This is a genomic window from Haladaptatus sp. T7 (genome assembly GCF_026008575.1).
Classification (GTDB): Archaea; Halobacteriota; Halobacteria; order Halobacteriales; family Haladaptataceae; genus Haladaptatus; species Haladaptatus paucihalophilus.
This window is the reverse complement of sequence record NZ_BROP01000007.1, coordinates 105200-119248: the sequence shown is the minus strand read 5'-3', so window position 1 is coordinate 119248 and position 14049 is coordinate 105200. Positions and strand designations below refer to the sequence as shown.

15 protein-coding genes are annotated in these 14049 nt (G+C 63.3%); 10 read left to right on the top strand and 5 right to left on the bottom strand.

Features of this window, described 5'->3' with window-relative positions; genetic code table 11:
• Positions 1-5: 5 nt before the first annotated feature.
• From OPC11_RS17825 to OPC11_RS17795, 7 genes are all read left to right on the top strand, one after another.
• A complete protein-coding gene (locus OPC11_RS17825; RefSeq protein WP_264782818.1) occupies positions 6-668 on the top strand; it encodes a hypothetical protein in 663 nt (220 codons plus the stop codon).
• Positions 661-1107, top strand: a complete 447-nt coding sequence (locus OPC11_RS17820) for a hypothetical protein (RefSeq protein WP_264782817.1) — start codon at positions 661-663, stop codon at positions 1105-1107. The genes OPC11_RS17825 and OPC11_RS17820 overlap by 8 nt, the downstream gene beginning before the upstream one ends.
• A complete protein-coding gene (locus OPC11_RS17815; protein ID WP_264782816.1) occupies positions 1104-1625 on the top strand; it encodes a hypothetical protein in 522 nt (173 codons plus the stop codon). Before OPC11_RS17820 ends, OPC11_RS17815 begins: the two co-directional genes overlap by 4 nt.
• 84 nt (positions 1626-1709) lie before the next feature.
• Entirely contained in the window at positions 1710-3335 is a 1626-nt protein-coding gene (locus OPC11_RS17810; RefSeq protein ID WP_264782815.1) for an NAD-binding protein, read from the top strand.
• Positions 3336-3523: 188 nt separating this feature from the next.
• A complete protein-coding gene (locus OPC11_RS17805; RefSeq protein ID WP_264782814.1) occupies positions 3524-5011 on the top strand; it encodes a formate/nitrite transporter family protein in 1488 nt (495 codons plus the stop codon).
• 81 nt (positions 5012-5092) lie between these two features.
• A complete protein-coding gene (locus OPC11_RS17800) occupies positions 5093-6184 on the top strand; it encodes a Gfo/Idh/MocA family oxidoreductase (RefSeq protein WP_264782813.1) in 1092 nt (363 codons plus the stop codon).
• Between the two features lie 112 nt (positions 6185-6296).
• Complete coding sequence (locus OPC11_RS17795) at positions 6297-6470, top strand: hypothetical protein (protein ID WP_007981888.1); 174 nt, start codon at positions 6297-6299, stop codon at positions 6468-6470.
• A gap of 39 nt (positions 6471-6509) precedes the next feature.
• Here OPC11_RS17795 and OPC11_RS17790 read toward each other — a convergent pair whose 3' ends face one another.
• Positions 6510-6746: a hypothetical protein gene (locus OPC11_RS17790; RefSeq protein WP_007981890.1), complete on the bottom strand. Its 237-nt coding sequence runs from the start codon at positions 6744-6746 to the stop codon at positions 6510-6512.
• A gap of 164 nt (positions 6747-6910) precedes the next feature.
• On the opposite strand from OPC11_RS17790, the gene OPC11_RS17785 reads away from it, so the two are divergent.
• Complete coding sequence (locus tag OPC11_RS17785; protein ID WP_264782812.1) at positions 6911-7993, top strand: FAD-dependent oxidoreductase; 1083 nt, start codon at positions 6911-6913, stop codon at positions 7991-7993.
• 30 nt (positions 7994-8023) lie between these two features.
• Here the strand turns inward: OPC11_RS17785 and OPC11_RS17780 are convergent, their stop codons facing one another.
• The 4 genes from OPC11_RS17780 to OPC11_RS17765 all read right to left on the bottom strand — a co-directional run bounded on the left by OPC11_RS17780 (position 8024) and on the right by OPC11_RS17765 (position 10901).
• A complete protein-coding gene (locus OPC11_RS17780; RefSeq protein WP_007981894.1) occupies positions 8024-8140 on the bottom strand; it encodes a CcmD family protein in 117 nt (38 codons plus the stop codon).
• A 2-nt stretch (positions 8141-8142) separates the two neighbouring features.
• Positions 8143-8865, bottom strand: coding sequence for a cytochrome c biogenesis protein CcsA (gene ccsA, locus OPC11_RS17775; protein ID WP_232423815.1), 723 nt, complete (start codon positions 8863-8865; stop codon positions 8143-8145).
• 64 nt (positions 8866-8929) lie between these two features.
• Positions 8930-9613, bottom strand: a complete 684-nt coding sequence (locus OPC11_RS17770; protein WP_007981899.1) for a cytochrome c biogenesis CcdA family protein — start codon at positions 9611-9613, stop codon at positions 8930-8932.
• Between the two features lie 49 nt (positions 9614-9662).
• Positions 9663-10901, bottom strand: a complete 1239-nt coding sequence (locus OPC11_RS17765; protein WP_264782811.1) for a c-type cytochrome — start codon at positions 10899-10901, stop codon at positions 9663-9665.
• A 288-nt stretch (positions 10902-11189) separates the two neighbouring features.
• Here OPC11_RS17765 and OPC11_RS17760 point away from each other — a divergent pair, with 288 nt between their 5' ends.
• Both OPC11_RS17760 and ccsA (OPC11_RS17755) read left to right on the top strand, forming a co-directional pair.
• On the top strand, positions 11190-11660 hold the full coding sequence (locus tag OPC11_RS17760; RefSeq protein WP_264782810.1) for a thioredoxin family protein: 471 nt from the start codon (positions 11190-11192) through the stop codon (positions 11658-11660).
• The gene (ccsA, locus tag OPC11_RS17755) at positions 11657-14044 is read left to right on the top strand and encodes a cytochrome c biogenesis protein CcsA (protein ID WP_264782809.1); all 2388 of its coding nucleotides are present in this window, start codon (positions 11657-11659) and stop codon (positions 14042-14044) included. Before OPC11_RS17760 ends, ccsA (OPC11_RS17755) begins: the two co-directional genes overlap by 4 nt.
• The last annotated feature ends 5 nt before the right edge of the window (positions 14045-14049 follow it).

Sequence of the window (14049 nt, the reverse complement as noted above, 5' to 3'; positions counted from 1 at the left end):
CGCAGATGAACTTGCCCGCGTTGGCGGTCGCACTGCTCATCTTGACGATGGTGACGGGATTGAGCGTCGGCATCGCCGACAGGGCGTTGATCGGTGCGGACAGGAATCCAACGACGCGACGGGCCGCCGTGGCGACGAGCGAGCGACTCGTCTCGGCGGACAGTCCGTTGACGGTTCGGTCGAACGTCGTCAACGCGACGACGCTCGACGGATTCAACGCGAGTCGGCTGACGGCGTGGTTTCCGGTGGTCGGCGAACGAGACGTCCGCATTCGCCTCGGCGGAACCGTCGTCGCCGAACGAGGCTCACCGACGGGCGGCGTGACGATTCGCCGAATCGTCCTCGTCGAGAATCGGAGCGCGGTGACGCTGACGCCCCCGTTATCGACGAGCGACCCCCAGTTTACCCTCCCACGCCGCACGCCGAACGCGACGCTCGCCGTTCACCCGCCGGACGGAACGACCGTGAGTGTCGTCCGAGCGAACGGTCGGGTGGTGTTGCGGAACGCGTCGGGTATCGACGGGCGGTTTCACGTTCCTCTTTCGCGGTTCGAGACGACTCGATTCTCGTTCGAAGCGGACGGTAGTCTCCCGACGGGCAGCGTCAACGTCACCTATTACCCGGCGAAAACCCGAAAAGCGGTTCTGGCGGTGACGGTCGATGTGTAGGGGACGTAGCGAGACACCGCGTGACGGCTCGCGGTCGTCTCGCGCTCAACTGTCGCTGTCCGTCGTTGAGGCGGGAATCGGCGTCGTGCTCGTCCTCGGCGTCACGATGGGGTTCGCGTTCGGCGTTCCGTCGCCGAACACGCGCGGAACGCAACTCGACCTGTACGCGAAGGATACCGGGGCGGTGCTCGTCCACGAGGCCCCGCGACACCACGGCGCGACGCGGTTGGCGGAGATAATCGAGTCGAAGGAGTCGTTCCGCCGAGAAAAGAGTGCGTTGGAGACTCGCGTGGACCGCATCCTCCCGGACAACCTGATGTTTCGGGTCGAGACGCCGTACGGTTCGGTCGGCTATCGAAAACCGGGCGGCGTCCCGGTCGGCGTTTCGACGGTGACGACCACCAACGGGGACGTGACAATCTGGGTGTGGTACGTATGAAAAATCGCGCTCAACTCGTCCTCACGGCGGCGGCCGTGGTCGCCGTCGCGCTCGCGCCCGCGGTGTTCGCCTACCTCCAACTGGGCTACAGCGCGGACGTAGCCGCGAGCGGCGATTACGACGCTCCCGTCGGGAACGCACAGCGCGTCCTGTCGCGCGGAGTTCACGGCGCAGCGACGGGAATCCCGTCATCGTACCGCTGGCAGCGGCGAGAAGCGGCCGTCTCCGCGGTTCGAACCGACCTCGAATCGGCGGTGAACGGGCTCCGCTCGTCCCGCGTCGAATCGGGTACCGTGTATCAGGTGGAATACAACCGGTCGGCGGCGCAGGCGTGGGTGGCGGACCACTGCTCGAAGACGCGCGGCCCGAATCGACAATTCGGATCATGTACCGCGAGTCGAGGCGTGGTCGTCCAGAACAGAGACGGAGAAACGCACGTCCTCGCGGTGGCGTTCGACCTTCGGGTGACGACCGAACGAGGATGGTACGAAACGACCAGCACGATTACACTTCGATAGCGGTTTCACGCCGAGTCGGCTCTCTTCGGACCGGATACACCGGTCGGCGACGACATCAACCGCACGAACGCAGTATGGGTTGGTATGGCACGACAGAGACAGCGCGTGAGATACTACCTGCTCGGATTGTTGCTCTCGGTTCTCGTCTTCAGCGTCGCGTACAACTTCGGGATGAGCGCCTTCGAGGAACGACCGCAGCCGTTCCTCCAATCGATAATGATGGTATTCGAGACGTTCACCACGACGGGGTACGGCGAGGACGCGCCGTGGACGAGTCCGGTAATGAACATCCTCGTCCTTGCCATGCAGGTCTCGGGCGTCATCCTGTTGCTCGCCGCGCTGCCGGTGTTCATCATCCCGCTCATCGAAAACCGACTCGCGATGACGCCGCCGACGGTGCTCGACGGCGTGAGCAACCACGTCATCGTCTGCGGTGACACGCAGATAGGTCGGTCGCTGGTCTCCGAGTTCGTCCCGCGGGAGGTGGAGTACGTCATCCTCGAATCCGACCGCGATTCGGCCACGGAACTCTACGAAGCGAACTACTCCGTGCTCCACGGCGACCCGGAGTCCCCGGAGACGTTTCACGCCGCGAACGTAGGGGACGCCACCGCGGTGATCACCGATGCACCGGACGAAACCGGCGCGAGCATCGTGCTGGCCGCGCGGGAGTCGGACGACGACGTGCACGTCGTCAGTATCGTCGACGACGCGGACTTGGGCGAGTACCAACGCTACGCTGGCGCGAATCAGGTGCTGTCACCGCGACACCTGCTCGGGAAGAGTTTGGCGAACCGAGCGCGCAGCGTGAGTTCCGAGAACCTATCAGACATCATCGACCTCCACGAGAGTTTCGAAATCGCCGAGCTACCCCTCACACACGATAGCGATTTCGTGGGCCGGACGCTGGCCGACAACCGGCTCGGCGAGCGGACGGGTGTCGGCGTCATCGGCGCGTGGCAGCAGGGAGCGTTCGTCAGCCCGTTGCCCGCGGACGCCGTGCTTGACGAACACACGCGCTTGCTCGTCGTCGGTCGTCCGGCACAGCTAAAACGACTCGAGGATGTCGCACAATCCGCGGTTCGCCAGCAGCGGCGTGAACCCATCGTCCTCATCGGGTCAGGCGAAGTCGCTAACACGGTCGCAGAACGACTCGGGGCCGCCGACGTTCCCGTGAAGACGCTCGACAAGACGGACGGGCCGAACGTGGACGTCGTCGGCAGTCCTATAGATCCGGACGCGTTGCGGTCGGTCGGAATCGAGGAGGCGAACACCGTCGTCATCGCGCTCGCCGACGACACGAAGGCGCTGTACACGTCGCTCGTCATCCGCAAGCTCACCCCCAACGTTGAAATCATCGCTGGCGCGAACGAATCAGATAACGTTCGGAAGTTGTATCGAGCGGGAGCGGACTCCGTCCTCGCGCTGACGAGGATCAGCGGCCAATTAGTGGCGTCGGACGTGTTGCGCGAAGATGCGTTTCGCCAATCCGTCTCGCCGGTCGAAGTCGTTCGAACCAGCGCACCGGGATTGGCGGGGCGAACGCTGGCCGACTCGCGCGTACGAACTGCCACGGGGGCGACGATAATCGCCGTCCAACGCGACGGAGAGGTCATCACCGGAATCGACCCGACGTTCACTCCGCGATCGGACGACGAGTTCATCGTTCTCGGAACCGAGATGGCCATCGAGCGGTTCGAGGAACTGTAGCGGTCGTCGGTCCTGTGAACCACACCCAACCGTTTGATTTCGACGGTCGACGTGCGAACCGGCGACAGCGTTATCCTGTTCCTTCGCTAGCACTGTCACAGCGACTGTTTCCGGGGAGTCGGTCTCGCTTCGACTGACGGAATGGGTTTCACATGAGCCAAATAGAAAATCGGACGCTTACGGTACCGGTGAGCGATAGTGATCACGTTCGCGGGCCGGACGACGCACCGGTTATGGTGGTCGAATACGGCGACTTCGAATGTCCGTACTGCGGGGATTTCTATCCGATAGTCAGGAGAATTCTAAATCGACTCGGAAGACAGGTTCGTTTCGTCTTTCGTCATTTTCCGCTGACGGAGCAACATCCGCGCGCACCGAAAGCTGCGGAGGCGGCGGAGGCGGCGGGAGCACAGGGCCGCTTTTGGGAGATGTACGACCTCCTCTATCAAAATCAGGACGCGCTCTCCCGAAGCGACCTGATACGCCACGCCGAGGAACTCGAACTGGACGTAGAGCGGTTTACCGACGAACTCGACCGAGGAGTGTACGAAGAGCGGGTCGAAGACGACTTTCAGAGCGGCATCCGTAGCGGAGCGAGGGGAACGCCGACGTTTTTCATCGACGGAGAGCGCTACGACGGCGCACACGAGTTCGAACCCCTGATCCAAGCGATAGCGGATGCTGGGGAACTCACCGAGGTGCAACAGTCGTTACAGCCCGAAAACCGGGAGCTTCGGGAGACCATCGACCGGTCCCGGCGAGGCGCACCCGCCGCCGGGGAAGCCGTCAGGGACCGATTCTCCGCGGACGAAATCTTCCAGCGAGTGACGGCGACGGCCGACGAGGAAATCGAGCGGAGTACCCGGCTGTTATTCTTCAGCGGTCTCGCCGCCGGGTTGAGCGTCGGTGCGACGTTCCTCGCTCGTGCGGCGATGACGACCGCGTACCCGAACAGCGTCGGGATGGGAAACCTCCTGTATCCAATCGGGTTCGTGATGATAGTCATCGGGAGCTATCAGCTCTTCACGGAGAACACGCTGACGCCGGTGACGCTCGTCCTGACGCGACTCGCGAGCGTTCCGCAGCTGCTTCGTCTGTGGGGTATCGTCCTCGCGGCGAACGTCATCGGTGCGGGAATCACCGCGTACCTCCTCGCGCGGACGGGGATTTTCGACCCCACAGTGGCGGACACCGCACGCCAGTTCGGAGAACACGCGATGGGAACGACGTGGACGGCACTCTTCTACAAGGGCGTCTTCGCGGGCGGCCTCGTCGCCACCATGGTCTGGTTGGTTCACGCCGCGCGTGAGACGATTTCGCGGGTCCTCATCATCTACGCCATCATGATAACCATCCCGATTGCCGACCTGTTTCACTGCGTCGTCGGCGCGTGCGAAGTACTCTATTTAGTGTTCGTCGGCGCTGAAGGCATCGTCTCCGTGTTCACGCATTTTTTCGTTCCGGTCGTCATGGGGAACACCCTCGGAGGCATCGTGTTCGTCGCGCTCGTGAACTTCAGCATGACCGAGAACAGACGTTTCCCGGAATACGACCGCCAGCGGTTCGAACTGTCGTGGTTCCAGTGGCTCCTCGGCATGCGCCTGTTCCGATACCTCCGGGAGCGCCACGACAGGGACGAACAAACGAAGACGCATTCTTCCGAACGACAGGACTGAACGTTCCGCGCGGAGAACGTTTCCTACTAACATTCGCCGATTAGGAGTAGTTATTTTGTCGGCCCGCCCATTTCTGGAGCCATGCAGGAAACAACAGTTCGTCTCGGCGTCGTCGGCTTGGGATTCATGGGACAGACCCACGCGACCAACGCCGAAGAACTCGGACACGACGTGGTAGCGGGTGCGGACATCGACCCCGCGACGCGCGACGAATTCGAATCGGCGTACGGCGCGGCCACCTACGAAGGGTTCGAGGCGATGTACGAGGCGGAGAACCTCGATGCGGTCGCCGTTTCCACGCCCAACACCTACCACGAAGCGGCCGTCGTCGCCGCGCTGAACCACGGCTACGACGTGTTCTGTGAGAAACCGCTCGCGGACACGCTGGAGAGCGCAGAACGCATGGCCGAGGCCGCACGAGCGGCCGACGGCTTTTGCATGGTGAACTTCCACAACCGCGTCTCGACCGCGGCGGAGTTGTTCATGGGCTATCAGAAGGACGACTACTTCGGGGAGATTCGCCACGTGCGGGCAAACTACGTCCGCAGTCGGGGGATTCCCGGCGTCGGGTCGTGGTTCACCAACGAGGAACTCTCGGGCGGCGGCGTCGTGGTCGATATCGGCGTCCACGCCATCGACCTCGCGCTGTATCTGATGGGATTCCCGCCGGTCGAGGACGTGTTCGCCGTCACCCGCATGGGATTCGGCGACCGCGACGACTACGTGGACCCGGACGACTGGTACGACGCGACGGAGGAAGCCGTGTTCGACGTGGAGGACTCGGCGACGGCGCTGATCCGCTGTGCCGACGACCGGACGCTCTCGCTCGAAGTCGCGTGGGCGGCCAACGAAACGGCCAATCAGGAGTTCGTCGTCCGCGGAAGCGAGGCGGGCGCACGCCTCGACCTCGGCGGCGAGACGTTGACCATGCTGGAGGGAAGCCATCGCGGTACCGACCACCTCGTCGAATCGTCGGTCAGCGACGCCTCGCTCGACCACACCGGCTGGCGCGGCAGCGACAAGCGGTTCCTCGATGCCGTCGCGGCGGGCGAGGCACCCGAGTTCAACACCATCGAGCAGGCGCTCACCACCCAGCGCGTCATGGACGCTATCTACCGCTCCGCCGAGACGGGCGAGCGCGTCTCGGTCGATGACCGGCCGGTCGGTCGCTAACCGGTTTTATCTGGCCCCGTCGATACGGACACCTCACGACTGGCACGGGATGGGTTCGATGGGGGTGTCGGACAATCGAATAGTTTAACGCGACGATACGACATTGTGAAACATGAACGACAGAACCGACCGACTTCTCGCCGCGCTCGTCATTCTGGTCGCGTTGCTTCTCGTTTCGCAGGTCACGGTCGTCCCGAGGAACCGACTGTTCGGGACGATATCGATTGGCGTCGCCGTCGTGGCAATCCTCTACGCGCTCGCCGAAATCGCGGACACGTTCGGGTAGCGACGCAACGACGCTTCGATGCGCAAACGCGGCGTCGAATCACCGAAACGCGGCGTCCCAGACGAGGTTCGAGAGGCAGATGCCGAGATACGCGCCGACGGTACCGATGAAAAACTGCTGTGCGGCGTCACCGAGCGTTTCCATACCGTCCCCGTGAAGCACGAGGAGGTTCGCCGCGACGTACAGCGCCATCACGACGGCGAGGAAGACGAACAGCGGAGCGTTGGCGAAGTACGCCAGTTTGGAGGCGGGGGGTTCCGACGCTGGAAGGACCATCGTGTCTGAATCTCAACCGTATTACGTATATCCTTTCTCATCGCGGACGGTGCGAAAATAGCGTTCGTTTTCCGTTCTATCGTCCCTCGCGGTACCGACGGTTCGGCCCCGACCGATACGGACAAAACTCAGGTAGCTACGAGTCCATCGTCCAGGCCAGAGCAATGAACGTCGGCATCATCGGCGGAGGCGTCATCGGCACCAGTTGCGCGTACCACCTCTCCGACCGCGGTCACGAGGTCACGCTTTTCGAACGGGACGAAATCGGCTCGGGGACGACGGCGGCGTCGATGGCCGTCTTCGTGTGGCAGGCGGTCCCGCCGACCGAGTTCGCGCACCGACTTCGGCGGCGCGCGTGGGAGGAGTACGCGGCGTTCATCGACGACGGCGACCTCGACTACACGCGAACGGGGCTTCGTCACGTCGCGTGGTCGGAATCGACGCTGGAGACGTATCGGGAGTACGCCGACGACCTCGACGCCGCGGGGGTGGACGCGACCGTGCGGTCGGGCGACGGACCGTACGACGACGACCGCGCCGTCGGGGAGCTTTACACGCCCGAGGACGGCTACTTCGACCCCGTTGCCGTCGCGGAACTGTACGCCCGGAAAGCGCGGGCTGCGGGCGCGACGATTCGAACCGGGACGACGGTTACGGACCTCGACACCGAGTCGGGCCGCGTGACCGGCCTCGAACTGGACGGCGACGAGATAGCGGTCGATGCCGTCGTGAACGCCGCCGGACCGTGGGCACCGGAACTCGGCGGCAAAGACGACCTCCCGTTGCGACGAACCGCCGGACCCATCGTCGGCTTCGAAACCGACGAGGACGTCGAGATTCCCTTCTCGCTCTTCGAAAACGACCTCTACGTCCGCGACTACTCGAACGGCGTGTACGTCGGCCACTACAACACCGACTATCGAGACGACGAGGACGCGAATCCCGATACAACGGCGACTCCCGACGACGGCGGCGCGTTCGAGCAACGGGCGAGGAACCTATTGGGCCATCTCGGGTTCGACGCGGACGACCTTCGGCGGGACACGGCGTGGACCGGGTATCGAACCGTCACGCCGGACGGACTCCCCATCGTCGGCGAGGGAACCACCGAAAACTACTACCTCGCCGTCGGGATGAGCGGCCTCGGAATCACCCGCGCACCCGTCGTCGGCCAGTCGGTCGCGGATGCGGTCGGCGGCGAGTCATCGTCGATGCTCCGCGAGATGTCGCCCGTCCGCTTCGACTGATTCATCGCCGTCGAAAAATAGCCGGTCGCGTTATCGCCGGTCGCTCAGCCGTTTTTCGAGCGAGACGAGTCGCCGCTGCAATCGAAGGACGTAGCCGAATATCAGGAGGAAAATGGCCCCGTATCCGGCGATGAGTAGTGGTTCCATGGTTATCGGTTGTGTGCGTTCCCCCAATGAACCTTGTCTTCTAGCTCGTGGAGTTTGATTCGGACGCCCATCAGGTACGCGTACAGGAACGTGACCGCGAGTATCGAGACGACGAGGGTGAGCGGGTCGATGTTCGCGCTGACGTTCCCGTTCCCGAGGGTCGCCTCGTGAAACGTCGGCGTCCAGAGGCGCGTCGCGGCGTAGGAGATGGGTACGGTCACGAACCCGAGGACGCCGTAGACGGACGCGTAGCGCTCGTCGTCGCTGTTCTCGGTCGAGGAGTAAACGACGAGATAGCCCGCGTACACGAGCCACACGATGAGGAAAGTGACGAGGCGGACGTCGCTCCACTCCCACCACGAGTTCCAGATGACTTTGCCCCAAATGCTGCCGGTGATGAGCGTCAGCGTGGCGAACAGGAAGCCGATTTCGCCCGCGCTGTGCGCGAGGCGGTTCCAGAACCGGCCTTCGTAGCGCAGATAGAAGACGCTCCCAAGGAACGTCGTGGCGAGCGCCACCGAACTGGTCCACGCCAGCGCGATGTGCCAGTATGCGATTAGGTTCGCACCGTGCTCGATACCGTACATCGTGCTCGACGCGAACCCGAAGACGAGAACGATAGAGGCGAGTCCCGCGATGAACGTCCCCCACCTGACTGCCCTGCTCCACATCACCCGGTCGAAAAATCGAACGAGAAGGCCCAATTTAGAGGATATTGCGCGCATGTGCCTACACCATGCACTATTGTTTACCCCCGCGACTAATCAGTTTCGTTTCAGCGAGCGTTCCTCACGCAAGCAACGACATGACGAGTTTGTCGATGTCGAACAGCATCGCAACGCCCGTCACGACGAGAACGTAGCCCGCCACTTTCCTGAACTGTACTGGTCGCCGTCCTCGCATCACGGTGTCGGCGAGCGCCCGACCGCCGCGCTTGCTCCCGTAGGCGACCCCGAGCAGGGGCACCGAGAAGCCGAGTCCGTAGACGAACAGGAGGGAGGCGCTCCGAGATACGTCGCCGGTCGTCCCGACGTACGCCAGCACCCCGCCGAGAATCGGCCCGACGCACGGCAGCCAAACGACGCCGAGTAGAAGTCCGAGCAGGAACGCGCTGGCGAGGGGGTGGTCGCGCTCGTCCACGAGCGCGGTCGCCTCGGTCGCGCGACCGGCGACCTTCGAAGCGTACGTCGAGTACACCTCGTGAACGTCGTCGTCCGCCATGACCGCACCGAACGCTATCATCACCGCCATCAACGGGCCGCGAAGCGCGTCCGGGGAGAGACCGCCGAAGAAACCCGTCGCCACGCCGAGGGCGGTGAACGAGCTGATGCTCCCGAACACGATCGACAGCGGTCGGAAGCGGTGACCGACGCTCCCCGCGAGCATCGGGGGAAGCATCGGAAGACAACACGGCGTCAGAATGGTCACTACTCCCGCGAAGAAGACCGCGACGACGCTCGGTGTTCCTGCCATCGTTCCGTTCGTGTGCTCCGAAAGAGGTAAAATTGAAACGATTCCCGCGTTAGGACGCCCGCTGGTCGTCCCGGTTCGACCCGCCGAACACGTTGACGATAGCGCCACTGGCGCTCGCGTTCGCGGTGCCGTTGATCGACGTCTCGTTCAACGCGTTCCGGTACTTGTCCGTGTTCTTCGGGATGTCCCCTTTGTTGAGCGGCTCCGTTCCGACCGGGATTCCGGCCATGAGGAGCTTCTTGCGCATCGGGTTCATGTTGTACCCGAACCGGTCCTGCACGCGCTTGTAGTAGACGGCCTCGTCCGGCGGTCCGTCCGCCGACCAGTCCTTGTTCTGACGGTCGAGATGCGGACGGTCGTGGCCGTTGACGAATCCGGCGATGTCTTGGACGTCGCGCCAATCGCTCACCGTGTGTGCCGAACCGTACGGCATCGCTTCACGGATGAAGCCGGATGCGGTGTAGATTCGGCCCATGCCCGCCCCGTCGTTGTAGGAGTCCGGTCCCCACAGCGGCGGATACTGTCCTTTCGACCCCTGTCCGTCCTTACCGTGACAGGACGCACAGTTTTCGAGGTACAGCTTCGCCCCGCGGACGGGGTTGACGTTGGGTATCGGCATCTTCTCGCTTCCCTCGGGCTTGCGGATGTGACGCCAGTACGGAACCTTCTGGACAGGCGTTCCCTTCGCCAGCCAGACGAGGTACGACTCCATCGCCTGTATTTCGCGGCTGTCGTATTCCGGGATGTTCTCCGGGTCAGTGTTCATGCTCCGGAGGAAGCACCCCTGAATGCGCTGGCGCATGTCGCGCATTCTGCTCGTTCGGCCCGTCCACTCGGGATAGCCCGCGGCCGTCCCGACGAGCGGAATCATCTTGATGTCCTGCCCGACCATGCCGTTCGCGGTCGGGAGCGACCCGCCGCCGTGACAGTTCGCACAAGACATCCGACTCGTGCCGGTCTGGTTCGGAATCTCGTTGGCCGTGTCCGCGAACAGTTGCCGACCGTACTTGATGAGTTCGCGTCGGTGCTCGTTCTCGGGCAGCGTCGAGTTGTTCATCTTCTTCGGGACGAACGCGGCCTGCTGTCCGGCGGTCGCGTTGCGATACCGCATGTCGTCACCGGCCTGCCCCTCTCGAAGATTCTTGTCCATCCAGTCGAAGCCGCTCCAGTCGCCGGGGAGCTTGAGCTCACCGTCCTGGCTGGAGTCCTTCTGATACAGCATGGGTGCGGTACAACCCGCCAAGACGAGGACGAACGCGAGGGAGACGGTTGCGATCCGTCGGTTCATCGTCCTCCCTGCTGTCCCGTCGTCGCCCGTTCGGTACCCCGTTCACCTGTCTGCAGAGTCGTGTCCATAGCTTACAGTATTGTGTTTTTCCGGTATTCCTCCCGGGCTATTAAACGTTTGTAATGGTGAACCAATCTATCGTTCTTCGTGCGGCGATTTGGGAAAACAGAGTACAGTATTCGCATTATAACGGACATATCACTTCGGGCAGCTCGCCGGAGGTATAGAATGATATCTACAAGAACACGCAATATTTAACCGGAATCGTTTCCAACAGCGGGTAGTTGGATGTCCCCACGAAAGATACTGACGCTCGTATTTTTAGCCGCTCTGTTGGGAATCGGCTACCAATCGATGAATGCGGCCCCGGTACTGAGTGACCAGTCCTACTCGTACCACGGCGGGACGAAGTGGCACACCAACTTCTCCGACGCGCAAACCGTCGCAAAAGAAGAGGACAAGCCCATCCTGGTCTACTTCTGGACGACGTGGTGTACGTACTGCGAGGACTACAATCAGAACGTGTACTCCGACCCGGCGGTACGGGACCACCTCGACGATTTCGTTCTCGTCGCCGTCAACCTCGACAACGACAGCCCCCAAGCCTCGCGGTTGAAACAACGATACGATGCGACCTATCCGCCACAACACGTCGCGATTACGCCGCAAGGCGACCGCCTCGTGAAGATAAACGGCTACGCGAAAAAGGACGCGTTCATCGACTATCTCGAACGCGCACAGCGGAGGGCGGAGCAGTGACGCCTGGACAGATACTCCTCCTGCTCGCGCTGTGCGTCAGTTCTATCACCACGCTGCTCTTGGGACGGGACTACCTCCGCGACGAGGAACGGTTCGCCGGATACGTCCCGGCGCTCGTGGGGACGACGGCCGGACTGCTGACGACCGCTCTGTTGTATCTCACCTACCAGTTCGTCACGACCGACTACTCGAACGCCTACGTCTGGAACAACACGACCGATTTCCTTCCGCTGTTGTACCGGTTCACCGGCGTCTACGCGGGCAACGAGGGGTCCGTGTTGCTGTGGGCGGCGCTCGCCTCCATCGTCGCCTTCTGGGCGGCGAAGCTCCGCGGCGTCCGCGGGCGCAACAGAAAACTCGTCCAGACCATCACGATGGGAATCGTCTCCTACTTCGGCCTAATGCTGGTCGTCGAGAGTCCCTTTACCACCATCGCACAGGAGTTCCCGAACGCGGCCGCCGGGTTCGTTCCCGCGACCGGCCGCGGTCTCAACCCGCTCCTCGTGGACCCGTACATGGCGATTCACCCGCCGGTCATGTTCACCGCCTACGCGCTGTTGACGGTCCCGTTCGCCATCGGCGCGGCGCACTTCGTCTCGTTGCTCCGCGGCCAAGGCGGCCTGTTCGAGGAGTGGTACGGGAGCGTCCTCCGCTGGCTCCGCGTCTCGTGGCTGTTCCTGACGGCCGCCGTCTCCCTCGGCGCGCTCTGGTCGTACACCGTGCTGGGATGGGGCGGCATCTGGGCGTGGGACCCCGTGGAAACCGCGATTTTCATCCCGTGGCTGTTCCTCACCGCGACGCTGCACGCCGTCACGAACTACCGCGCCGGGCGCAACTACACGGTGCTCGCGCCCGCGATGACCTCGACGGTGTTCGCCCTCGCCATCTACACGACGTCGGTCGTTCGGAGCGGGGTCTTCCGGAGCGTCCACTCGTTCGCCTCCGAGGGAATCGGCCTCTCCCTGCTCGTGCTGATGGGAATCACGGCGCTTCTCGGCGTGGTCGTCCCGCTCGCGTACTGGTTCCTCGAAGCCGACGACGACGGGTCGAGCGGGAGCGAGTGGGTCACGCGGTCGAACCTGCTTCACCTCGCCGTCCTCGTGCTGGGAACGCTCGCGTTCATCTCCATCTGGGGACTGACGTTCCCCCTCCTCCGCGACCTCACGACCGGCATCGAGGTGCAGGTGAATCCGAAATACTACAACCTCTGGAGCTACCCGGTCGTGCTCCTCGCGCTCCTCCTCCTCGGCTTCTACATGGACTTCGACGTCGAAGGGCGCGACCGGAGCATCGTCGCGCTCGGCGTCTTCGCCGTGGCGACCGTCGTGGCGGCGTTCGTCAAGCCGTCTTCGGCGTGGCAACTGGCGTCGGTGTCCGGCAACGACGCGCTCGTGTACCGCATCGTCGGCGGTGCGAGCGCGCTCTCGGTCGTTCCCCCGGCCGCGTACGTCTGTATCGCCATGGTCAAACGGGCGATAGAGCGCATCCCCGGCAACCCGCGGCGGTTCCAGCTCAAGGAGACGGGAATCACGCTCATCCACCTCGGCGTGGCGATACTCGTCGTCTCGCTTGCGTTCACCTATCTCTTCACGGCCCAGTCCTCGGTCATCATCCAGGATGCTCGCGCTGACGGGTCCGTCCATCAAGTTCCCGATTCGGCGTACGCCGTCCAGGCGGTCGGCTACGACGAAACCACGCTGCCGAAGAATCCCGACCCGCGGCAGGCCGCGCTGTCGAGCCAGCAGGTGCTCTCGAAGGGGACATCGTTGAACGGCACCATCAAGGCCGTGTACGGGACCGTTACGGACGTCAAACGAGGGCCGCGGGCGACCGTGGCGCAACTCGACAACTCCGGGGTGTGGGTCGGCCTGACCGGACAGAACGGCACCTCGGCCGACCTCTCGCGCGGCGAGGATATCGTCGCCCGGGGTGCGGTCATGTGGAACTACGTGCCGCAAGCCGATGCCGTCGTCGTGACCGACGCACAGAACGTCGGACCGGTATCGAACCCGCCAGCGTCCGTCGATCTGACTCGCGTCCAGAAACGCTCGATGGACCTCCACGTCTATCGAAACGGTAACCGAATCGCCGCCGGGAGCGTGGGACAGCGACGGTACGTCAAACAGGGCGGTATGCAGGTCCGGGACGTGCTCATCGACCGCGGACTCACCCAAGACACGTACGTCATCGCCGCGCTCAACGACGGGACGGCATCGCTGACCGTCAAGCGCATCCCGCTGATGACGCCGATTCGGGTCGGCGTGCTGTTCCTGCTCGGCGGGATGGTGTTGGTACTCCTGTTCGACCCGACGCACGGACTCACCGCAGAATCGCTTCGGTCGACGACGACCGCATCGAAAACGGATCCGACGACATCCGACTAACAACG